The 21515-nt window shown below is 39.5% G+C and carries 23 protein-coding genes and 1 riboswitch; of the genes, 18 read left to right on the forward strand and 5 right to left on the reverse strand.

Going from position 1 to position 21515, the window contains the following annotated elements:
- The first annotated feature begins 51 nt into the window (after positions 1 to 51).
- The 3 genes from BLU33_RS10500 (at position 52) to BLU33_RS10510 (ending at position 3653) form a co-directional block, all read left to right on the forward strand.
- Positions 52 to 1416, forward strand: a complete 1365-nt coding sequence (locus BLU33_RS10500) for an MFS transporter (protein ID WP_172829241.1) — start codon at positions 52 to 54, stop codon at positions 1414 to 1416.
- A gap of 122 nt (positions 1417 to 1538) precedes the next feature.
- A complete protein-coding gene (locus tag BLU33_RS10505) occupies positions 1539 to 2774 on the forward strand; it encodes a metallophosphoesterase family protein (protein WP_091372115.1) in 1236 nt (411 codons plus the stop codon).
- Positions 2775 to 2924: 150 nt separating this feature from the next.
- Complete coding sequence (locus tag BLU33_RS10510; RefSeq protein ID WP_091372119.1) at positions 2925 to 3653, forward strand: (Fe-S)-binding protein; 729 nt, start codon at positions 2925 to 2927, stop codon at positions 3651 to 3653.
- 34 nt (positions 3654 to 3687) lie between these two features.
- Here the strand turns inward: BLU33_RS10510 and BLU33_RS10515 are convergent, their stop codons facing one another.
- Positions 3688 to 5661, reverse strand: a complete 1974-nt coding sequence (locus BLU33_RS10515; protein WP_157682113.1) for an alpha-L-arabinofuranosidase C-terminal domain-containing protein — start codon at positions 5659 to 5661, stop codon at positions 3688 to 3690.
- 118 nt (positions 5662 to 5779) lie between these two features.
- Here BLU33_RS10515 and thrS point away from each other — a divergent pair, with 118 nt between their 5' ends.
- The 5 genes from thrS (at position 5780) to BLU33_RS10540 (ending at position 9373) form a co-directional block, all read left to right on the forward strand.
- The gene (gene thrS / locus BLU33_RS10520; protein ID WP_091372125.1) at positions 5780 to 7705 is read left to right on the forward strand and encodes a threonine--tRNA ligase; all 1926 of its coding nucleotides are present in this window, start codon (positions 5780 to 5782) and stop codon (positions 7703 to 7705) included.
- Position 7706: 1 nt separating this feature from the next.
- Positions 7707 to 8273: a translation initiation factor IF-3 gene (infC, locus tag BLU33_RS10525; RefSeq protein WP_091372128.1), complete on the forward strand. Its 567-nt coding sequence runs from the start codon at positions 7707 to 7709 to the stop codon at positions 8271 to 8273.
- 115 nt (positions 8274 to 8388) lie between these two features.
- Positions 8389 to 8589: a 50S ribosomal protein L35 gene (gene rpmI, locus BLU33_RS10530; RefSeq protein WP_091372129.1), complete on the forward strand. Its 201-nt coding sequence runs from the start codon at positions 8389 to 8391 to the stop codon at positions 8587 to 8589.
- A gap of 78 nt (positions 8590 to 8667) precedes the next feature.
- Positions 8668 to 9012, forward strand: a complete 345-nt coding sequence (rplT, locus tag BLU33_RS10535) for a 50S ribosomal protein L20 (RefSeq protein WP_091372132.1) — start codon at positions 8668 to 8670, stop codon at positions 9010 to 9012.
- A gap of 79 nt (positions 9013 to 9091) precedes the next feature.
- Complete coding sequence (locus BLU33_RS10540; RefSeq protein WP_091372135.1) at positions 9092 to 9373, forward strand: hypothetical protein; 282 nt, start codon at positions 9092 to 9094, stop codon at positions 9371 to 9373.
- Position 9374: 1 nt separating this feature from the next.
- Here the strand turns inward: BLU33_RS10540 and BLU33_RS10545 are convergent, their stop codons facing one another.
- Positions 9375 to 10094, reverse strand: a complete 720-nt coding sequence (locus BLU33_RS10545; protein WP_091372138.1) for an SRPBCC family protein — start codon at positions 10092 to 10094, stop codon at positions 9375 to 9377.
- A gap of 117 nt (positions 10095 to 10211) precedes the next feature.
- Positions 10212 to 10415, forward strand: a riboswitch (cobalamin riboswitch).
- A 103-nt stretch (positions 10416 to 10518) separates the two neighbouring features.
- Here BLU33_RS10545 and BLU33_RS10550 point away from each other — a divergent pair.
- The 6 genes from BLU33_RS10550 (at position 10519) to BLU33_RS10575 (ending at position 16846) form a co-directional block, all read left to right on the forward strand.
- Complete coding sequence (locus BLU33_RS10550) at positions 10519 to 12537, forward strand: TonB-dependent receptor (RefSeq protein ID WP_091372139.1); 2019 nt, start codon at positions 10519 to 10521, stop codon at positions 12535 to 12537.
- Between the two features lie 10 nt (positions 12538 to 12547).
- A complete protein-coding gene (locus tag BLU33_RS10555) occupies positions 12548 to 13609 on the forward strand; it encodes a DUF5074 domain-containing protein (RefSeq protein WP_091372142.1) in 1062 nt (353 codons plus the stop codon).
- 65 nt (positions 13610 to 13674) lie between these two features.
- Positions 13675 to 14247, forward strand: coding sequence for a DUF6580 family putative transport protein (locus BLU33_RS10560; protein WP_091372145.1), 573 nt, complete (start codon positions 13675 to 13677; stop codon positions 14245 to 14247).
- A gap of 126 nt (positions 14248 to 14373) precedes the next feature.
- Positions 14374 to 15222: an NAD(P)-dependent oxidoreductase gene (locus BLU33_RS10565; protein WP_091372148.1), complete on the forward strand. Its 849-nt coding sequence runs from the start codon at positions 14374 to 14376 to the stop codon at positions 15220 to 15222.
- A 164-nt stretch (positions 15223 to 15386) separates the two neighbouring features.
- Positions 15387 to 16085, forward strand: a complete 699-nt coding sequence (locus tag BLU33_RS10570; RefSeq protein ID WP_091372151.1) for an SIR2 family NAD-dependent protein deacylase — start codon at positions 15387 to 15389, stop codon at positions 16083 to 16085.
- Positions 16086 to 16129: 44 nt separating this feature from the next.
- Positions 16130 to 16846, forward strand: a complete 717-nt coding sequence (locus tag BLU33_RS10575) for a Dph6-related ATP pyrophosphatase (protein ID WP_091372153.1) — start codon at positions 16130 to 16132, stop codon at positions 16844 to 16846.
- A 95-nt stretch (positions 16847 to 16941) separates the two neighbouring features.
- On the opposite strand, the gene BLU33_RS10580 is transcribed toward BLU33_RS10575, so the two are convergent.
- The 3 genes from BLU33_RS10580 to BLU33_RS10590 form a co-directional block, all read right to left on the reverse strand.
- Entirely contained in the window at positions 16942 to 17118 is a 177-nt protein-coding gene (locus BLU33_RS10580) for a hypothetical protein (protein WP_157682114.1), read from the reverse strand.
- 310 nt (positions 17119 to 17428) lie between these two features.
- A complete protein-coding gene (locus BLU33_RS10585) occupies positions 17429 to 17677 on the reverse strand; it encodes a hypothetical protein (RefSeq protein WP_091372159.1) in 249 nt (82 codons plus the stop codon).
- A gap of 12 nt (positions 17678 to 17689) precedes the next feature.
- On the reverse strand, positions 17690 to 18385 hold the full coding sequence (locus BLU33_RS10590; protein WP_091372163.1) for a DUF3291 domain-containing protein: 696 nt from the start codon (positions 18383 to 18385) through the stop codon (positions 17690 to 17692).
- Between the two features lie 72 nt (positions 18386 to 18457).
- On the opposite strand from BLU33_RS10590, the gene BLU33_RS10595 reads away from it, so the two are divergent.
- Genes BLU33_RS10595 through kynU form a run of 4 tightly spaced genes read left to right on the forward strand, consistent with a single transcriptional unit; the run spans position 18458 to position 21507 of the window.
- Positions 18458 to 18934: a GAF domain-containing protein gene (locus BLU33_RS10595; protein ID WP_091372167.1), complete on the forward strand. Its 477-nt coding sequence runs from the start codon at positions 18458 to 18460 to the stop codon at positions 18932 to 18934.
- The gene (locus BLU33_RS10600; protein WP_091372169.1) at positions 18934 to 19584 is read left to right on the forward strand and encodes an alpha/beta fold hydrolase; all 651 of its coding nucleotides are present in this window, start codon (positions 18934 to 18936) and stop codon (positions 19582 to 19584) included. Before BLU33_RS10595 ends, BLU33_RS10600 begins: the two co-directional genes overlap by 1 nt.
- Positions 19581 to 20183 carry a DNA-3-methyladenine glycosylase gene (locus tag BLU33_RS10605; protein WP_091372172.1) on the forward strand — a complete coding sequence of 201 codons (603 nt, stop codon included), beginning with the start codon at positions 19581 to 19583 and terminating at the stop codon, positions 20181 to 20183. The genes BLU33_RS10600 and BLU33_RS10605 overlap by 4 nt, the downstream gene beginning before the upstream one ends.
- 34 nt (positions 20184 to 20217) lie before the next feature.
- A complete protein-coding gene (gene kynU, locus BLU33_RS10610) occupies positions 20218 to 21507 on the forward strand; it encodes a kynureninase (protein WP_091372175.1) in 1290 nt (429 codons plus the stop codon).
- Positions 21508 to 21515 lie beyond the last annotated feature (8 nt).

The raw sequence follows: 21515 nt of genomic DNA on the forward strand, positions 1-21515 counted from the left end.
TTATCTGCCAATGCTTTGTAACTACCATAATTTATATATTTTTAACCCATAATGGAAATCGTTAAAGACAACAAGAAAACTATCTGGGCCTGGTGTATGTTCGATTGGGCCAACCAATCCTATAATATGGTGATCACAACAACCATATTCCCTTTTTATTACGTGTACTATACTACATGGCATAACCCTAATGGTGATAAAGTAACTTTTTTTGGTTTTAAATTTGTAAATACTGTATTATCAAATTTTGTATTGGGGATTGCTTATTTAATTATTGTGTTAATGTTGCCGATACTTACATCAATTGCCGATTACAAAGGGAATAAAAAGAGCTATTTGCAATTTTTTACCTGGCTTGGTGCATTGTCGTGTGCAGGATTATTCTTTTTTAAACCCGTTGAACATGGGATACCGGCACTTGAAATGCCGCTAATATTTTTTGCACTTGCATGTATAGGTTATTGCGGCGGTTTTGTTTTTTATAATTCTTATTTGCCGCAAATTGCTTCAGAAGCTAAACAAGATAGTGTGAGTGCAAAGGGATTTATATACGGCTATGTGGGGAGTCTTGTTGTTCAAATGTGCTGTTTAGCTATTGTAGAGAAACCTGAATGGTTTGGGATCGACCCTAAAAATGATTCTTTACCCGCGCGTATCACTTTTATTATCGTATTTGTTTGGTGGATGGGTTTTTCTATTATTCCATTCAGGTTATTACCTAAAGGTGAGCCAAATCCCGGTAAACATAATTATAACGTATTAACAGGCGGTTTTAAAGAATTAATAAAAGTATTTCAAAAGGTGAAAACTATGCCATTACTTCGCCGTTTTCTATCATCATTCTTTTTTTACTCTGTCGGTGTGCAAACTATTATGCTGGTAGCCGCACAATTTGCATCAAAAGAGTTGAAAATGCCGGATGACACGCTAATCATCATTATTCTTATTATTTATGTGGTAGGCGTTGCAGGGGCTGCTGGTATTTCCAAACTATCGGAAAAATATGGTAATGTGCGCACGCTGGTTTGGGTAGTTGGCATTTGGACGATACTATGCCTTTCCGTTTATTTTATTACCAGCATTCCTGAGTTTTTTGTTGCGGCGGTAATAGTAGGTGCAGTAATGGGCGGCGTGCAAGCTATATCCAGATCAACTTACTCAAAATACCTGCCACAAAATATTCCCGACACAGCATCATACTTTAGCTTTTATGATGTTACAGAAAAAAGCGCTATAGTGGTAGGTCTGCTTTGTTTTTCCTTAGTTGAAGCCATCAGCCATGAAATGCGTATAGCTGCACTTACACTTGATCTGTTTTTCCTGATAGGTTTTGGCTTATTAATTTCATTATTTTATGCTGAAAAAAAAAATAAGAATCTACCTACCGCACCGCTTGCGGAAGTTGTTGCTGTTTAGTGCCTGTTATTGCTCATGTTGATAGTTAAACTCTTCAATATGAGTAATTTGTTACGAATTTAATTTTTAGGTAATATTTGTTTTGTAACTTTATTTAAATCTTAACTTAAATAAATATTACAATGGCAAATACCCCTATCCCTCCGGTGGGAACAGGACCTACTCCTGCACCTGGTACAAGATTGTATGCTGAACCTAAGTTTATTCCACTGTTGCCAGGCCAGATAACAGATGGCGAGGCCAGCAAATATGATGTTTATGCAAGTGTATTGCAACCTATCCCGGCACCAAGGGAGGGTGCATCCTTAATCATGCAGCTTTCGGATGTTCTGGGGCAATCAGCTGTAGATGATATCAATACCGCGGGGATGCTGGTATTCCATTCCGTTGGTGATACAGGAGCAGATAAAAGAAACCGGGTAGCTGATGAAGCTGATGTGTCTGCGTATATGGTAAAAGACCTTGCAATCCAACCAGTGCCATCTTTTTTTTATCATCTCGGAGATGTTGTATATGAGTTTGGCCAGGCAGCGGATTATTATTCGGAGTTTTACGAACCATTTTGCGCATACAATGCTCCAATCTTTGCCATTCCGGGTAATCATGATGGTATGATATGGGATCCTTCCATGACTTCACTTCAGGCGTTTCTCAATAATTTTTGTACACCGGCCCCAGGGCCGGCTGCAAATGCGGGAGGGTTGATCCGTTCAACCATGAACCAACCCGGAGTTTATTTTACACTTGCAGCACCATTTGTAAATATTATTGGCCTTTACAGTAATGTAACCGATAAAGGGCCTGGCTCCATTTCATCAGAAGGGGGCAAGAATAACCTTACTGATTTCCAGAAAGATTTCCTGATTGCCGAACTGCAAAGATTAAAGCCATTGCGCGAAGCCAATCAAACCGCGGTAATTGTAGCTCTGCATCATCCTCCTTTTTATGGTGGCACAGCGGACAACCCACTGGGCGACGATCTTGATGATGCTTTCACAAAAGGTGGCTTATGGCCTGATGTTGTTCTTTCAGGCCATGCGCACTTGTACGAGCGGCTTGAACGCGATATAAACGGTATAAAAATGCCTTACATTATTGCCGGTTGCGGTGGTTATAATATTTCTTCTTACCAAACCAGCAGTCCTACAGTAAAGGTGCCACCGTCAATGGCAAGTAATACCGCATTAAGGGCTTATGTAGAAACATTTGGTTATCTTAAAATAAAGGTAACCAAGGATAAGCTGGCTATAATCTTTAATAGTATAAATCCGGCTTATGGACCTGCCTTTGATTCCATACTCATTGATTTGTTGACCCATAATGTTACAGAGGGCGCGAAAGGTGTAGAGCCATTATAAATTTAGATTATAGTTTTATGGCTAATTAGCAATGCATCAGTGATTTATTACGTGCAAAGAATAATATAATTTCTATTTTCGATTATTGTAAGTTGAGAAAAGACGGACTTGTTACTTATTACTCCAAACTTTTTCTCAAATTAGCAGCCGATGAAGATAGAATTGTTTATTCCCTGTTTTGTTGATCAGTTATACCCGGATACTGCCTTTAGTACTGTAAAATTGTTAGAAAAAGCAGGTTGTACTGTAAACTATAACCCTTTACAGACCTGCTGCGGTCAGCCTGCATTTAATGCAGGTTTTTGGGATGATGCAAAAACAATAGGCAGCAAATTCCTGAATGATTTTTCGGACGACAGCATTATAGTAACCCCATCAGCCTCATGTACAGGCATGGTGAAAAACTATTATAACGATCTGTTTACCAACACCACGTTACATAATAAATGCCGTGCTATACAGGGTAATATTTATGAACTATCTGATTTCCTGGTAAACATTCTCCAATTCGATTACTTCGGCGCTGAGCTGGAAGGTCGTGCCGTTTACCATGACAGCTGCGCTGCTTTACGCGAGTGTAAGATCAAAAATGAGCCCCGCCAATTACTGTCAAAAGTTTTAGGCCTGGAGATGGTCGACCTGAAGGATAATGAAACCTGCTGTGGCTTTGGTGGTACTTTTGCTGTTAAGTTTGATGCTATCTCAACGGCCATGGCCCAGCAAAAGGTTGATAATGCCTTAGCCGCTGAAGCAGATTACATCATAAGCACCGATGCTTCCTGCTTATTGCACCTGCAAGGCTATATTGATAAAAACAACTTGCCCATTAAAACCATGCACATTGCTGATGTACTGGCACAAGGGTGGGGGAATGTATAGTTCGCCCCCCTAACCCCCTAAAGGGGAATGAAAATCATTGCTCAAACCTCAAAATCGTAAACGAATACGGTGCGAATGTGTAGTTACATCCATTGTTACTATTCGAGATCTCGCTTTTTACCGGAACAATTTTATTAGGCTCATCAACTGTATTCCAATCTTCAAGACTGTTGGCTTTTAGTTCTGTAACAGTCACTTTGGTTGCCGTGCCATCATAATAATTCAACTGCACGTCGGTATTAATAGCTGTTGATTTTGAGTTCACCACCTGTATGGTAACTGTTTTTCCATCGGCGCTTCGGCATGAGGTAATATCAAGGGTATCACTTTTACTTGCAAAGTCTGATTCTACAACCTGTGGCAAATAGTTTTCCGCTATCATTTTAGATACATAATAGGAGGGCTGCCCCCAAACATATTTAGGGTTAAAGAACAACAATCCCTGATCCCAGTCATTATCATTCTGATGATCTACCTGCATACCATTGGCAGCGCAAACTATGGGTACATCATATTTTATCCGCTGTAAGCGGTTTATGGCATTGGCGTGTGCTAAAGCCCGTTTCATTCGGGCATTAGCGGCATTTTCTTCAAATACACATAATCTGAAACTGCTATCGGGTGCTACTGATTTGAGTTGGGTTTCAGCAAATTCAAAATCTTTCAGATCAGGTTGCTTTTCGGTATCATTAAAAATGTGCACATCAAACCAAGCCTGGTGGCCAGTTTTTTGGCAATGGTCTATAGTTTGTTTTATATAAGCAAGGTCGCCGCTTACATCCTCTCGGGTATTATCGCTAAAGCAAAAAATAATTTGAATGGATGGATCCCTGCTCCATATAGCATCAGCCAGTAATTTAAATTTGTCGGTTAGCTTTTGATTATTGAATTGCTCGTTACCCAGCTCAATATATTTTAGATGATACGGCTGTTTATGGCCATCTGTGATCCGCTTTCTGCCCCAGTGGGTGTTGTTATTGCCATTTACATAATCAACAAAATTAGCCATATCCTGTGGCGTTTCTCCTGTACTGAAATCAGGTATGCCGGTAATGCCTGTTGCATCGCAAAGATCCAGGAAATCAATAATTCCCCAGCCATTGCTCGAAAACGGGTACCATATCCCTTTATAAGGCGGTCTTTTTTCCCGGGCACCTATCATATTCTTCCACCGGTAGTTATTGGCCAGCGTCATACTGCCGCCATAGCGTAATACCGTTATATTTTCCTTAAGTAGCCCGTCAACAACATCTTTTCTTACGGGAAGATCTTTAAACCGTTCCCAGCTGCCCGGCTGCATAAATACGTAACTAAGGCTAACCTTGCCTTTTTGATGAAGTGTAATAGCCAATCGTGCATGTACAGCCGATCTAGTTGGTGTCAATGTGAAATTATACTTCGCCCAAGCCGCATCAGTAATAATAACAGCCGTTTCAGCATAAGTTACCGAACCATCTTCGCTTTGTAATGATATGTAAACTTGTACCGGATTATTAGTTTTCGCGCAAATAGTACCCTCATATGGTTGCTTGCCGCTCAAACTCAATCCCTGGCGGTTAAGTCCGCGGTTTTCAATGCCGATTGTGCCAGCCCCGCCTATAAAGCGTATATTCTGACTTTGCTTGCCAATGTAAGGCTGGATACTATCAATGCTAAAGCTCCCGGTTGCAGTCCCCGTTTTAACAGGTTGCCATGACCGTATTTCTGACTCATCCTTATGCTGATCCCTTGGCGCTTTACAACTCAACCAGCCCGATAAGCCTGCAAATTCAGGGTTAACAGCCGCATCAATATGCATCGGTATTTCCTGGAAGCTTTCGCCAAAGATCATCTGGCTATATATGCCGCCGTAGATCTCATGATTCACATCCTCAATACAGGCGCCAGTCATTAATGGCGATATGTTTTTTATCGCATTATTAACTTGTATAGTGATTTTGTTGGTTTGAGAATAACCGTAGGAATAAGAGAAAAGGATAATGAAAAAAACGTACTTAATTACTTTCATTTCATAAAGATAGGATGAAATCATCCAAAAATAATCGTAAATTTGCACCTCAAATAAATGATCACTTAGTAGGTGATTGAATTAAAGTAATTTTATAAAACATAAATCATAGTTGTAGATGATTAATATTACACTTCCTGATGGTTCCGTTCGTGAATACGATAAAGGAATTTCTTCCATGCAGATAGCGCAGTCTATCTCCGAAGGTTTAGCACGCAATGTATTAGCAGCCGAAGTTGATGGCCAGGTCTGGGACGCAAGTCGCCCAATTGAGCAAGATGCCAAGGTAAAATTGTTAACCTGGAACGATACCCAGGCAAAAGCTACTTTCTGGCATTCATCGGCTCACTTAATGGCCGAGGCTTTAGAAGCGCTTTATCCGGGTACTAAATTTGGTATAGGGCCGGCTATTGAAACTGGTTTTTATTACGACGTTGACTTTGGCGACCGCGAATTCTCTTCGGATGAATTCAAAAAGATCGAAGATAAAATGATCGAGCTGGCTAAAACCCGCGAGGAGTTTATCCGCAAGCCGGTTAGCAAAGCCGACGCAATAGAATATTTTACTGATAAAGGTGATGAGTATAAGCTTGATCTGATTAAAGATCTGCCTGATGGCTCAATTACATTTTATTCACAGGGTGCTTTTACTGATCTGTGTCGTGGCCCGCATATCCCTAATACAGGCTTTATAAAAGCTGTTAAACTGATGAGCGTTGCCGGTGCGTACTGGCGTGGTGATGAAAGCCGCAAACAGCTTACACGTATATATGGCGTAACCTTCCCTAAGGCAAGTGAGCTTACTGATTATCTGCACCTGATTGAAGAAGCCAAAAAACGCGATCACCGTAAATTAGGCAAGGAACTGGAACTGTTCGCATTCTCTGAAAAAGTGGGTATGGGTTTACCTTTATGGTTGCCTAAAGGCACTGCTTTGCGTGAGCGTTTGGTGAATTTTCTGCAAAAAGCACAGGTTAAGGCAGGTTATGAGCAGGTAATTACTCCGCATATCGGGCATAAAAACTTGTATGTAACTTCAGGTCACTACGAAAAATATGGCGCTGATTCATTTCAGCCTATAAAAACTCCGCAGGAAGGAGAGGAGTTCTTCTTAAAACCGATGAACTGCCCGCACCATTGCGAGATCTATAAAACAAAACCACGTTCATATAAGGATCTTCCGGTTCGTTTGGCTGAGTTTGGTACTGTGTACCGTTACGAGCAAAGCGGCGAGCTACACGGCTTAACACGCGTTCGTGGCTTTACTCAGGATGACGCGCATTTATTTTGCCGCCCCGACCAGGTGAAGGAAGAGTTTATGAAGGTGATTGATCTTGTACTGTATGTATTTAAAGCTTTGGGCTTTGATGATTATACTGCACAAGTATCATTACGTGATCCGGAAAATAAAGCTAAGTACATCGGTACTGATGAAAACTGGGCTTTGGCCGAATCAGCGATAATTGAAGCTGCTGACGAAAAAGGTCTTAAGACCGTAGTTGAATATGGCGAAGCTGCCTTCTATGGCCCTAAGCTCGACTTTATGGTAAAGGATGCCTTAGGCAGAAAATGGCAATTAGGAACTATACAGGTTGATTATAACCTGCCTGAGCGTTTCGAACTGGAATACACTGGTAGTGATAATCAAAAACACCGCCCGGTAATGATTCATCGTGCACCGTTTGGTTCATTGGAGCGTTTTGTGGCTGTTTTGATAGAGCATTGTGCAGGTAATTTCCCGCTTTGGTTGTCGCCTGAGCAGTTTGTGATACTGCCGATATCTGAAAAATATGAAGATTATGCAAAAAAACTTTCAGAATCGTTAAAAGATTCTGATATTTGCGGGCTTATTGATTTCAGGGACGAGAAGATCGGAAGAAAGATACGTGATGCTGAAGTCAAAAAAATCCCTTACATGCTGATTGTGGGTGAAAAAGAAACTGCCGAAGGGTTGGTTTCAGTTCGTAAACATGGGCAAGGTGATTTGGGAAGTATGAGCATAGAAGATTTTAAAAAACAAATAATTAAAGAAATAACAGTATAACTTGGCATTAAACAAACCCTTCAATAGAGGACCAAGGCTTCCTTTTAAGAAAAAAGAAGCTGAACACAACATTAATCAATTTATAAAAGCTCCTGAAGTTCGCCTTGTAGGTGATAACGTGGAGCAAGGTATATTTTCCTTACGGGATGCATTAGCGATTGCCCAGGAACAAGAACTGGACCTCGTTGAAATTTCACCTAATGCTGTACCGCCTGTTTGTAAGGTAACAGACTATAACAAGTTTGTATACGAACAGAAGAAAAAGCTTAAGGAAATTAAAAGTAATGCCAAGCAAACCGTTATTAAAGAAATAAGGTTTGGACCGAATACCGATGACCATGACTTTGAGTTTAAACTTAAGCATGCCATTAAGTTTTTGGAAGCAGGCGAAAAAGTAAGAGCTTACGTACACTTTAAAGGCCGTGCCATTGTTTACAAGGAACAGGGCGAAATATTGCTACTGCGTTTTGCACAGGCATTAGAAGAAGTAGGTAAGGTTGAGCAATTACCAAAACTTGAAGGGAAACGGATGTTTTTAACCGTAGCCTCAAAAGGAGCGAAGAAATAGATACAAGAGGTAAGAGCCAAGAATCAAGAAGAACAAAATCCTGATTCCTGAATCTTGCCTCCTGACTCTTTGAAAGAGAATTAATTAAATAATATATATACACACAAACACGGTTATGCCAAAAATGAAAACCAATTCCAGTGCAAAAAAGCGTTTTACGCTTACTGGAACAGGTAAAATTGCAAGAAAGAACGCATACAAAAGCCACATCTTAACCAAGATGTCGACAAAACGTAAGCGTAACCTTACCCACACCAGTTTAGTTTCTGATGCGGATATGGGTAACGTAAAACGTATGCTTTGTATCGGGAAGTAATTAACAAATTTTAAAACCAGGTATTAGAGTCTTAAGTTCTCATTAAATTGAGGCACTCACTACCAAAACGACAAAAAAATGCCACGTTCAGTTAACGCAGTCGCGTCGAGAAGACGCCGGAAAAAAGTAATGAACCTCGCCAAAGGTTATTGGGGTTCAAGAAGCAAGGTTTATACCGTTGCAAAAAACACAGTAGAAAAAGGTTTACAGTACGCTTATCGTGACCGTAAAACCAAGAAAAGAGAATTCAGGGCTTTATGGATACAACGTATCAACGCAGGTGCCCGTCAGCATGGAATTTCTTACTCACAATTAATGGGTAAGTTAACTGCCAAGGAAATCGGTTTAAACCGTAAGGTATTAGCTGATTTAGCGATGAACCACCCGGATGCTTTCAAAGCAGTTGTTGACGCTGTAAAATAAGCTACAGACTCAATATTTAAAAAGGCCCGCATTAATGTGGGCCTTTTTGTTTTATAGCTATTTTGTATATTAGTGTAATATGAAGCAGCTATTGAATTTCGGTACTGATTTTAGCTTGGGGGCGGAGCCTGATAATAAAAAGATCCGGCTGGTTATTTATAAAAAAGATCTGGAATTGGTTTGCCGCAAAACAACCTTGATGGAAATAAAGCGTTTTTTAGATAGTACCGAAGAAAAGCTATTCAAAGGTCGTTTGCAGTTATTAAAAGATCATGACCATATCCTCATAAAAGCAAAAAACGAAGTTGCCGGCATAACAACTCGCCAGGCATTGTATAATTACCTGGCGAGTGTATCCTGATTTATAAATAATTTATGCTATCTGTTGCATAATCAATATCCATATAGTGCTTGAAATTTCGCACGTCCTTTTCAACCATTTTCTTAAATACAGGATTAAATACACGTGCTATACTTGCACCAACGGTACCTACAGGTGGTTGGTATGAAATAACCACATCTACACGGGTACTTTCACCATCCTCTGTATCCTTGAAACGCACTTTGCCTGAGTTATCAAGTATTGAACCGGGTAATGAACGCCAGCCGATCATCTCATTAGGCTTGTCTTTAACAACTTCGGCCTCCCAGCTAATGCTGGCAACACCAATAGGCAATCTCAGTACCCAGCGCGAATGATCATTATTCAAAAGTTCCACATTTTTAAGATGGGTCATGAATAGGGGGAGGTTATCAAATCTGCGCCAAAAATCATAAACATCCTTACGTGGCTTATGAATGATGAAGGATGAACGGATATTAATATTAACCGGGGTAGCCATGTATTTATCAATTTGCGAATACAGCTCACAATGTCCGGTAATTCCCCTGTTTAACAGATAACCCCCTGCGCCCAGTTTTACAATACTTGCAAAAGGGCTTGAAAATAAGCTCTTTAATCCCGATATACCCAGCTGTATACCCCCTGCAATAGACACGTAGCGCTCAGGCCATTTCAAATTAATGTAATTATTTTCGGTTTCCTGACCCTCAGGCACAAGTACCAATACTTTATTTGTCATGATATAAATTTATACAATCATACAACCCTTAAATGTGAACAAAGTTTGCAATTTATCAGTAATAAATTGCCACTTAATATAAATATAAGAGCCACTTGTCATTACAAATACTTCTCGTACTTTTGCAATGCTTTAGGTTTTCCTGCGAACAATATCGCTGGAAATTAAAAGGGAATATGGTGTAAATCCATAACTGTCCCGCAGCTGTAAGCTCCATAACCATAGTCTAATCAATTAAGTCACTGTCCGCCAACCAAGCGCGACGGGAAGACGGGACGAAGGGGAGCAAGTCAGAAGACCTGCCAAAGCCATACTATTATTCACAGCTTTCGGGGATTGAAGCTTGAATTGTGAATGCTCTTACACAGTGTGTTTTCATTTCAAAGTTTGCTTCTTCATTGTCTGTGAGTTTAACTCATAACAAATGGCAATAATTCTACAGCATTTTTTTAAGCATGTTTGGCAAAAGTCGAAGTGTTTGCTGTTGATTTTATTATTACCAGTTCAGGTATTTGCACAAAAAGATACCACCAAAAAACTCCAGGAAGTTAAAGTATCCTCATCAATCCCTAAATTGCAAGGTGTTACACCCTCACAATCCATATCCTCAAATGATTTTGACAGGTATAGTGCTTTGACCGTGGCCGATGCGATCCGCTATTTTGCCGGAGTGAATGTTAAAGATTATGGCGGTATAGGTGGTATAAAAACAGTATCCGTGCGTGGATTTGGCGCCAATCATACTGCCATTTTATATGATGGTGTTGAAATAAATGATGCCGAGAACGGTCAAATAGATCTTGGTAAACTTAACTTAAATGGCGTTCAGCAGATAACGCTTTACAATGCACAGCCCGATAATATACTTACACCTGCCAAGTCATTTGCATCGGCAAGTGTAATAGCCATTAAAACCATACAGCCTAATTTAGCAGCAGATAAACCTTACCAGGTTTTACTGGGCCTTAATGGTGGTTCATTCGGGTTACTTAATCCTTATCTGCAGTGGCAGCAACGTTTAAGTAATACATGGTCATTTGTTGTTAATAGTTATTTGGAAAATGCCAATGGTCATTATAAATATAAAACCGCAGGTGATGGTACTGATACCACACAGACCCGTACCAATACCGATGTAAGCGAGCAGGAAGTTGACGGCGCATTATACTGGGCAAAAAACGATAGCAATAAGTTTAACCTGCATATTAATTATTATAACTCAGATAGGGGGCTGCCCGGCGCGGTGGTATATTATAACCCATATTCTGACGAACGGCTTTGGAACAGGGACTTTTTTTTGCAATCAGGATATGAGCATACCTGGGATGATGGTCTTCATTTACTCTTAAATACGAAGCTGTCACAGGAATATACACATTATACCGATAAGAACTATCTTAACAACAGTGGTGGCATTAATGATCAGTATACACAACGGGAGGCTTATCAATCTGTAGCATTAGCTTATCATATTACATCAAATTGGGAAACATCCTATGCTGCTGATATCTCTTTCAGTAAGCTGGATGCCAATTTGTATAATTATGCTTATCCCACAAGATTTACCTTATTAAATGCTTTAGCGAGTAAGCTAACATTAAACAGATGGTTATTTCAGGGCAATTTGCTGAATACCTATGTTACAGAACAAGTTAAAACAGGCAAGCCTACACCATCTGAAACAGTTTTTTCGCCTACATTAATGGTTTCTTTTCAGCCATTTAGTCCTAATTTACAGTTCAGGACATTTTATAAAGATAGTTTTCGTGAGCCGACGTTTGATGAGCAGTATTATTTTGCAATAAACAACATAAGCCGCAATATTAAGCCGGAATATGCCAGACAATATGATCTGGGCATTACTTACAGAAAGGCATTTAATAATTGGCTGGATTATGTTTCCTTTTCCGTAGATGGTTATTACAATACGGTAACCAATAAAATAATAGCTATACCTAATCAAAATCCTGTAATATCATCCATAATTAATCTTGGAAAAGTTAGGATCGAGGGTACAGATGTATCGTTAAAAACACAAACCAAAATAAGTAATGGCTGGCGCGAAGTGCTATCCGTTAATTATACTTATCAGTATGCTATTGATGTTACCAACCCTAATGATAGTTATTATAAGCAGCAAATACCTTATACCCCTAAAAACACGCTTGCCTTAAATGCCGGGGTTGATTATAACCAAATGGGATTGTATTATAACCAGGTATTATCTTCTTCACGATATTTTTTAAGCAATAGTAATTCGGCTAACTATATTGATGGATATGGTACTGGCGATCTGTCATTCATCTACAAACTAACAATAGCAAATAAATCTACAGTATTCTCGGCACATGCCGATAACCTGTTCAACGAAAATTATATGATCGTGCGCAGTTTTCCTATGCCCGGTCGCTCATTCTTGCTATCATTTCAAATAACAATTTAACTACATAACAATGAAAAATTTAAGACTAAGCACTTTACTAACAGCCACGGTATTATCCCTTACACTGGCTTCCTGCCATAAGGATAAACAGGTTAATCTGGTTACTACACCTGTAACCGACGGTTTTTATGTATTAAACCAGGGTGGCTTTAACGACAATAACAGCAGCCTTTCGGCCTATAGCTATGCAAGCAAACAAGTTGTAGCTGATATATTTCTATCAGCAAATGGCCGCGGTTTAGGCGATACCGGTAATGATATTGAGATTTATGGTTCAAAAATGTATATCGTGGTAAACGTTTCAAGTACAATTGAAGTAGTTGATCCTAATACAGCGAAATCAATCAAACAAATAAAAATGTTTAACGGCACAGTAGCCCGTGAACCACGTGATGTAGTATTTTATAAAGGAAATGCTTATGTAACTTCATATGATGGTACTGTGGCTGTAATTGATACTGCTTCGTTAGCTGTAACCAAATACATAACTGTTGGCCGCAATCCGGAGCAATTAACGGTAGCTAATGGTAAAATATATGTAGCCAACTCCGGCGGTTTGGATTATCCTAACTATGACAATACCGTATCAGTTATCGACCCTGTTTCAGCAACCGTTACTAAAACACTTACCGTTGTGGTAAATCCGCAAAATGTAACCGCCGATGCTAATGGTAATGTTTATGTGCTTTCGGCTGGAAATTATAGTACAATACAATCAAGTTTAGAAGTTATTGATGATAATGCAGATGTTGTAAAATCACAAACTAATTTTGATGCGGCTGCATTTACAGTAATAGGTAGCAATGCTTATTATATTACATCATTAGGTAAAGTAGGTGTTTATAATACTAAAACTCAAAGTATAAGCAATGCTGCTTTTATATCAGATGGTACTGCAATTACAGCACCTTTTGCTATCACATCTGATGCTTCAACAGGTGAGGTGTTTGTAACGGATGCTAAAGATTACGTATCAAACGGACAGGTGTTTGTGTTTGATAAAACCGGCAAAAAAGAATATGCGATTACAGTAGGCATAAACCCCGGAAGGATTGCTTTATTAAAGAAATAAGGCAACCTTTAATAGCATTTTATTTAAATAATATAAATGACTAATTTTACTGAATAAATTAAACTATGTCATTACAAAAAATTAACACCCGCAATATTGTACTCATATTAATGATACTGGCTGCCATCGCCTTTCGTTTTGTAAGTTATGAGTACAAGTTTTTAAGCAACTTTACACCTGTTGGTGCAATAGCCTTATTTGGTGGTGCTTATTTTACCGATAAATGGAAAGCTTATACCGTGGTGTTAGTAGCCTTGTTTTTAAGTGATATTGGCATTAACTACCTATATACATCAAAACTGGTGTTTTGGTATAGCGGGTCTGCATTAGTGTATTTAACATTTGCTATAATGGTATTTATTGGCTCTTTAATAAAAAAGGCCAATGTTTTAAATGTAGCCCTGGCGTCGTTGGTATCTGTAGTGATCCACTGGTTAATAATTGACATGCCCTGGTTATACGGAACATTATACCCGCATACATTTGCTGGTTATGGGCAATCATTAGTTGCAGCTATACCTTTTGAAAAAAATATGATTCTAGGCGATGCTCTGTTTTGCGCTTTGCTATTCGGAGGTTTTGAGTTTGCACAAAGCAAATACATTATATTACGCAGTAACCAGCAATTGGCAGTTTAAATCCAAATTATCGAAATAGAAAAAGCCGTTTCATTATAGTATGAAACGGCTTTTTTACGTTTAAACGATCATGTGTTTAAGTCGTTTTATAAGGAAAGTTATACCTTTATCTAAAATAAAATATCTATGAAAGCTTTTTTGGGAACGGGCCTTTTAGGTTCAAATTTTGTTAAGGCGATGATCAAACATGGCGACGAGGTGCAGGTTTGGAACCGCACTGCCGCTAAAGCAAAAGCATTGCAAGAATTCGGTGCTAAAGCATTTGATGATGTTGCAGAAGCTGTAAAAGGAGCAGATACCATCCACGTCACCTTAAAAGATGATGATACCGTAAATGAGGTATTGGCAGCAGCATGCAAAGGGTTTAGTCCCGGTGTCACTATTATTGACCATACCACCACATCGGCAAAAGGTGCTATTGAAAGAACAGCCGAATGGAAGGCAAAGGGCTATACTTACCTGCATGCGCCGGTATTTATGGGCCCTATAAATGCGCTGGAAAGCAGCGGTAATATGCTGGTGTCCGGCGACCAGGGGGTGATCAGCAGGGTAGAGCCTGAGCTATCAAAAATGACAGGCAAGGTAATCAATTTCGGATCCGAAGAGGGTAAAGCAGCAGGCATGAAGCTGATGGGTAACCTGTTTTTATTAACCCTTACAGCTGGTATTTCAGATACATTAGCTTTTGCAAAAGGTTTAAATATTCCTGCCAGTGATGTCTCAGCATTATTTGATTCATGGAATCCTGCAGCAATGATGCCCACCCGACTTAAAAAAATAACCGAAGGTAATTTTTCAAACCCATCGTGGGAATTAAGTATGGCTCGTAAAGACGCAGGCCTGATGTTACAGGCAGCAAAAGAGAATAATACTAAACTGGCTGTAATACCTGCTATAGCAGCAGAAATGGATAGCTGGATTGAAAAAGGTTATGGCAACAGTGATTGGAGTGTGATTGCGAAAGATAATATTTAACAATCCACAAATAAAGACGCAAAGTGTTGCGTCTCTATATTTAGGGAAAACCTGTAGAGACACAATACCTTGTGTCTCTTTTAAAAGGTAAAGACGCAACACTTTGCGTCTTTTTTATAATTTTCAATCAGAGCCGCAAAATATTGCGTCTCTACGGCAGATACATGAAAAAGATAGTTATACTAACTGGCGCGGGAATAAGTGCTGAGAGCGGCTTAAAAACATTCAGAGATAGTGATGGACTGTGGGAAGGTTATAACATTGAAGATGTAGCCACGCCCGGTGCCTTGCGGCGTAATCCTCAATTAGTGCAGCACTTTTATAATGAACGCCGTAAATCAGTGCTGGAAGCTAAACCCAATGCAGCACATTATGCATTAGCAGCTCTGGAAGAAAAATATGAAGTAACCATCATCACCCAAAATATTGATGACCTGCATGAAAGGGGAGGTTCAACCAATGTTATACATCTGCATGGTATTATTACCCGGTCGCAGTCGAGTATTAATCCCGGGCTTACCTATCCGATAAATGGCTGGGAATTAGGTATGGATGAGGTTTGTGAGTTAGGTTCTCCTTTACGTGCACATGTAGTTTGGTTTGGAGAAGATGTACCCATGATTGAAACAGCTGCCAAAATTTGTGCTAAGGCCGATATATTTATCTTAACCGGTACTTCGCTGGCTGTATATCCTGCCGCCGGACTAATTAACTATGTCCCTAATTACGTGCCAAAATATATCGTCGATCCTAATATCCCACATGTGCGACAAACTAACGTGATTAAAGTACAGGAAAAAGCATCAGTTGGTGTACCTGAATTAGTTAATCAACTTTTGAACCTGGATGCAACAGGTCTATAAATCATCATATCAAAAATCAGGTAAATCTTTTAATCCCATAAATCATGGTTCAAGCTATTTTCAATTGGAGCGGCGGCAAAGACAGTTCACTTGCGCTTTACCATTGCCTGCGCGATCCTCAAATAAGCATTAAATATCTGGTTACAACAGTTAATGATGCTGTCGACAGGATTTCCATGCACGGTGTACGCGTTGAACTGCTGATAAAGCAGGCAGAAAGCATTGGCATACCCTTATATCAGATCCGCTTGCCCGAGATGCCGGGAATGAAAGAGTACGACGAGATTATGGGTCAGCATTTAAGTAAGTTCAAGTCTGAAGGTATTACCCATTCTATTTTTGGTGATATTTTTCTGGAAGATCTTAAAAATTATCGCGATGCGCGGCTGGCAGAAGTTAGCATGACGGGCATATATCCATTATGGAAACGTGATACGCACGAACTGATAGATGAGTTTCTGGACTTGGGATTTGGTACCGTAATAGCCTGCACCCAGGAGCGGCTGGAATGTATAGCAGGGAAGGAGATAAGCCATGAACTTATTGCCGGCTTACCAACCGATGTTGATGTTTGCGGAGAAAACGGCGAGTTTCATACTTTTGCCTTTAAAGGTCCCATCTTTTCAAAAGAAATAAAATATAAAACAGGAGAAAAGGTATTTAAGGAATACAATGCACCCAAGGACGCGAACGATAGCTGTGTTGCAGTGAATGATCAGAAACGCTCGGGATTTTGGTATTGTGATTTATTACCGGAATAACAACCTGGGGTATGGTTGTATTTTTTTAATTCTTTACAGGATAAATAGAGGATAGTAATTTAAAAATGAAAAGCTTATTTCTCAAATGAAATTAACTACTGCTCATCAAATCCTGTATCCATTTTCAGGATATTTTCAACCAGCTTATCATAAACATCACTAGCTATAAATTCAATAAAATTACCATCAGCCCTTTTAACATTCATAGTTACCTGGGGGTAGGTGTCAATCTCTTCAATGCAAGCTATATTGTTTATGTTTATCAACTTCATGCCCTGGTTTGTTTGCATGTTGTAAAATCGTTTGCTATTTGCCATACCTAAATTTAAGCCTTTAAATCATAATCATATAAAAAATGTTTGGTTACGAGTTAATCAGATGTTTTTTACAAGCCAAATATAATTTTGTTTATATGTATAATGTAGTTTATTTCAAATAGTTACATAATTTATATAAATGAATGAATTAAAACAAAATAGGAATATGTTTATGTATTGTTAAATAAGGGCCAAATAAAATTTGGATACGCTATTATCTTATTATTAAATAGTTAATATACAGCATATTATATTAATTACTTGACTAATAATTGTACCTGAAATAGGTTTCCTTATAATCGTTGCGCATTTCTGCAAATCTGTTGGCTACGGTTTTCAAAAATGCCTCATCCAGTAATTCAAACACACTGTTTACACCATCTGTCAGGTCCATTTCGGGCACTTTGTAACTTTGCTCAAGACTGCCTTGCTCTATCTTAATAATGAATTTTTGATTCATGTTAAGGATTGATATTTTAAAATCGGGGTGAGGTAGTTCAGCTATTATTCTCATAATTTATTTTATTTAGATCGATCCCTCCAGCGGATCTTTGCCATTTATTGCACCAAAACTTGCAATGGGTTTAAACCTCGCAAAAAGCTCTTCGCTATACCATTTCTCAGTGCGCGTTTTTTTAATTACCTCAGCATGTTCTTTTGATGCGTAGGCAAATGCTTTCACATCCTCAATGCTTTGCCAAACAGAAAAGGTAGCCTGCCTGTAAACCGGCGCTTCGCCTATGCCGAATGAAGTAATAAAGCCAGGTGCATCTTTCATTAGCTTTGTCACATTGTCAACATTGGCCCAAAAGTTCTTCAACCTGCTTATCCTGATCGTTGCCCGTGTTAAAACTGCTACGAGGCCTATATGATCCTTTCTATCTGCATTGCCGAAAGGTTCTTTATCATCCCATTTACCGTGGCTTTGTAATGGCTCACATAATATTGTCCATTGCTCACTTGTAAATAAGTTCCACCAGTATTTTATGAATGATCTTTCATTAAACCTGTCAAAGTCTTCACGGCTATTCCAAACAGCTAACAATCCCCATTGCTGCCAATCGGGTTGCAGGTCGAACGTGCCATTACGGCCGCTGCCCAATAGCTTCCAGAAAGTACAGCCTTTTTGTAATAGCATAGGTAATCTATGTATGGCCATAGCGAAAAGCGCCACAGGTATATATGCTTTGCGATAGCGGACGATGGTAAGGCTTACTATCATTGATGCGAAATAAAAGATTAAATATGAGATTTGTCCTATTTAATTGTAATAGTTCCTCCTTATTTTTGTGCTATGGCAGAAGATTTAACCATCATACATACAGCTGATAAAACAGCTCAATATCAATCATTAATTCCGCAAATCGAGGCACTGATAACAGGAGAGGACGACCTTGTAGCTAACCTGGCCAATATCAGCGCAGCTTTAAAAGAACAATTCAAGTGGTTTTGGGTTGGGTTTTATATGGTAAAGAACAATGAACTGGTTTTAGGTCCGTTCCAGGGGCCGGTAGCCTGTACGCGTATTGCTAAGGGTAAAGGTGTATGTGGTGCAGCCTGGCAGCAAGCTGAAACGCTTATAGTGCCTGATGTTGATGAATTTCCCGGGCATATCGCCTGTAGCTCATTATCACGTTCTGAGATAGTATTACCTCTGTTTCATAACGATGAAGTTATTGGTGTGCTTGATGTGGATAGCGAACAAGTAGCTCACTTTGATGAAACCGATGCTTTGTACCTGGCACAAATTGTAAACCTGCTTAAATTTTAATGAGCACTGTATTTTTAATTGCGGGTTTAGGTGCCGATACAAGGCTGTATAATAACATTGATATCCCCTCAGGCTATGAAGTTATCCCTGTTGATTGGATCGATCCAAATAAAACTGATACTTTAAAAGATTACGCTCAAAAACTTATTTATCAATATAATATAACAAGGGGATCTATTGTTATCGGCACATCATTGGGAGGGATGCTGACCATAGAAATAGCTAAGCTAGTGCCTCTTAATAAAGCTATATTAATATCCAGCATTAAAACTATTGATGAAGCACCCGGGTATTTTAAGGTATTTAAAAAGCTGCCTGTATTCAAAATTCTCCCCGGTAAAATGTTTAATTCAATGGGGTTTATAATCAAACCCTTATTTGGTAAGATGACCGATGGCGATGCCTGGCTACTAAACGATATGCTGAGCAATACACCACCTGCGTTTATAAAATGGGCGATGGGCGCTGTTGTAAAATGGGACAATAAAACAATCCCGCCTAATGTATATCATATTCATGGCGATAAGGACCTGATGTTCCCATATAAAAACATAAATAATGCCGAACTGGTTAAAGGTGGAACCCATATTATGGTTTACAATATGGCCAAACAGGTAAACAAACTATTAAAGAATATACTCAAAAAGTGAAGCTTCCCGAATCTTTCTATCTTAATTCCGACGTAGTACATCTAAGCAGAAGCCTGATCGGCAAGTATTTGTTTACTTGTATTGATGGTGTAACTACAGGTGGCTACATTGTTGAAACAGAAGCGTATAATGGCATTATTGATCGTGCCTCGCACTCATTTGGCAACAAGATAACCCCGCGTACTAAAACAATGTTCATGCAGGGCGGCATAGCCTATGTATATCTGTGCTATGGTATACACGAAATGTTTAATGTAGTAACCTCTGTTGAAGGACAACCTCATGCTATACTCATCCGCGCCATACAGCCTACAGATGGATTGGATGAAATGTTATACCGGCGCAATATGATCAAATTAAAACCAAACATTACATCGGGACCCGGTTCAGTAGCAAAAGCATTAGGTATTTCACGTAATATCAACGCTGTCAGCCTTCAAAGTGATGTTTTGTGGATCGAAGATAGGGGTTTAAGCTTTACAGATGATGAGATAGCGGCCGTTCCACGTGTTGGTGTTGATTATGCAGGAGATGATGCATTGCTACCCTATCGCTTCTATGTAAAAGGAAATCCTTACGTGAGCAAGCCTAACAAATAGCAAATCTCATTGCTCTTTTTTGTAATATTGACCGATGGATTATCAAAATACTTTGGCCTTTGCCACCCAGCTCGATGAACAGGATTCACTAAAGGGTTTTCGTGATAAATTTTTAATTCCACAGCATAATGGTCACGATGCAATTTATTTATGTGGCAACTCACTAGGCCTGCAGCCCGCATCGGCACAACAATATATCACAGCACAGCTTAATGCCTGGCAGCAGTTGGGCGTTGAAGGCTGGTTTAATGGTGATGATCCATGGATAGCTTATCACAAGCAACTTTCCGGTACCCTTTCAGCTATTGTTGGTGCTAAGGAAGATGAAGTAACGGCAATGAACTCACTTACAGTAAACCTTCATTTGCTGATGGTAAGTTTCTATAAATCAAAAGATAAAAGATATAAAATCATAATGGAAGGGGGTGCTTTCCCCTCAGATCAATATGCATTGGAGAGCCAGGTGAAGTTCCATGGTCATGATCCCAAAGATGCAATTATTGAGATCTTTCCACGCAATAGCGAAGATACTTTAAGAACTGAAGACATCCTGGAGATTATAAATAGCAATGCTGATGAACTGGCGCTGGTGCTCTTCAGCGGTATAAATTATTATACCGGTCAGTTTTTTGATATAGCGGCAATAACCAAAGCAGCGCATCAGGCAGGAGCAATTGCAGGGTTTGATTTGGCACATGCTGCAGGGAATGTTCCGGTAAAACTGCACAACTGGAATGTAGATTTTGCCTGCTGGTGTTCATACAAGTATATGAACTCAGGGCCCGGTGGGATAAGCGGCATTTTTGTACATGAAAAGCACTTTGATGATAAAACCCTTAACCGATTTGCAGGCTGGTGGGGGTACAGGCAGGATAAGCGCTTTTTAATGGCTCCCGGCTTCCAGGCCGCAAAAGGCGCTGATGGATGGCAGGTGAGCACACCGCCAATTATGCTGATGGCCCTGCATAAGGCCTCTCTTGACATTTTTGAACAAGCTGGTGGGATAGAAGTCCTGCGGGTAAAAAGCGAGCTCCTGACAGGCTATTTTGAGTTTGTGCTAAATGAAATAAATAACAATTTTGGCAAGGCGATATTCAGGATCATCACACCGAAGAATAAACAAGATCGCGGATGCCAGCTTTCAATAGTTTGCAGTGAAAAAGCCCGTGAAATATTCGATTATCTGACTGTAAACGGCGTAATTGGCGACTGGCGGGAACCAAACGTTATCAGATTGAGCCCTGTGCCGCTATATAATTCATTTAAAGACGTTTTTGTTGCGGGAAGTATTCTGACATCCGCCGTGAAGGAAATTGGCTTATAGCGCTCCAA

The sequence above is a fragment of the Mucilaginibacter mallensis genome, from assembly GCF_900105165.1.
Lineage (GTDB): Bacteria > Bacteroidota > Bacteroidia > Sphingobacteriales > Sphingobacteriaceae > Mucilaginibacter > Mucilaginibacter mallensis.

Coding starts and splice junctions, on each gene's coding strand:
- BLU33_RS10500 (WP_172829241.1), top strand. CDS start 52: ATGGAAATCGTTAAAGACAACAAGAAAACTATCTGGGCCTGGTGTATG.
- BLU33_RS10505 (WP_091372115.1), top strand. CDS start 1,539: ATGGCAAATACCCCTATCCCTCCGGTGGGAACAGGACCTACTCCTGCA.
- BLU33_RS10510 (WP_091372119.1), top strand. CDS start 2,925: ATGAAGATAGAATTGTTTATTCCCTGTTTTGTTGATCAGTTATACCCG.
- BLU33_RS10515 (WP_157682113.1), bottom strand. CDS start 5,661: ATGAAAGTAATTAAGTACGTTTTTTTCATTATCCTTTTCTCTTATTCC.
- thrS (WP_091372125.1), top strand. CDS start 5,780: ATGATTAATATTACACTTCCTGATGGTTCCGTTCGTGAATACGATAAA.
- rpmI (WP_091372129.1), top strand. CDS start 8,389: ATGCCAAAAATGAAAACCAATTCCAGTGCAAAAAAGCGTTTTACGCTT.
- rplT (WP_091372132.1), top strand. CDS start 8,668: ATGCCACGTTCAGTTAACGCAGTCGCGTCGAGAAGACGCCGGAAAAAA.
- BLU33_RS10540 (WP_091372135.1), top strand. CDS start 9,092: ATGAAGCAGCTATTGAATTTCGGTACTGATTTTAGCTTGGGGGCGGAG.
- BLU33_RS10545 (WP_091372138.1), bottom strand. CDS start 10,094: ATGACAAATAAAGTATTGGTACTTGTGCCTGAGGGTCAGGAAACCGAA.
- BLU33_RS10550 (WP_091372139.1), top strand. CDS start 10,519: ATGGCAATAATTCTACAGCATTTTTTTAAGCATGTTTGGCAAAAGTCG.
- BLU33_RS10555 (WP_091372142.1), top strand. CDS start 12,548: ATGAAAAATTTAAGACTAAGCACTTTACTAACAGCCACGGTATTATCC.
- BLU33_RS10560 (WP_091372145.1), top strand. CDS start 13,675: ATGTCATTACAAAAAATTAACACCCGCAATATTGTACTCATATTAATG.
- BLU33_RS10565 (WP_091372148.1), top strand. CDS start 14,374: ATGAAAGCTTTTTTGGGAACGGGCCTTTTAGGTTCAAATTTTGTTAAG.
- BLU33_RS10570 (WP_091372151.1), top strand. CDS start 15,387: ATGAAAAAGATAGTTATACTAACTGGCGCGGGAATAAGTGCTGAGAGC.
- BLU33_RS10575 (WP_091372153.1), top strand. CDS start 16,130: ATGGTTCAAGCTATTTTCAATTGGAGCGGCGGCAAAGACAGTTCACTT.
- BLU33_RS10580 (WP_157682114.1), bottom strand. CDS start 17,118: ATGAAGTTGATAAACATAAACAATATAGCTTGCATTGAAGAGATTGAC.
- BLU33_RS10585 (WP_091372159.1), bottom strand. CDS start 17,677: ATGAGAATAATAGCTGAACTACCTCACCCCGATTTTAAAATATCAATC.
- BLU33_RS10590 (WP_091372163.1), bottom strand. CDS start 18,385: ATGATAGTAAGCCTTACCATCGTCCGCTATCGCAAAGCATATATACCT.
- BLU33_RS10595 (WP_091372167.1), top strand. CDS start 18,458: ATGGCAGAAGATTTAACCATCATACATACAGCTGATAAAACAGCTCAA.
- BLU33_RS10600 (WP_091372169.1), top strand. CDS start 18,934: ATGAGCACTGTATTTTTAATTGCGGGTTTAGGTGCCGATACAAGGCTG.
- kynU (WP_091372175.1), top strand. CDS start 20,218: ATGGATTATCAAAATACTTTGGCCTTTGCCACCCAGCTCGATGAACAG.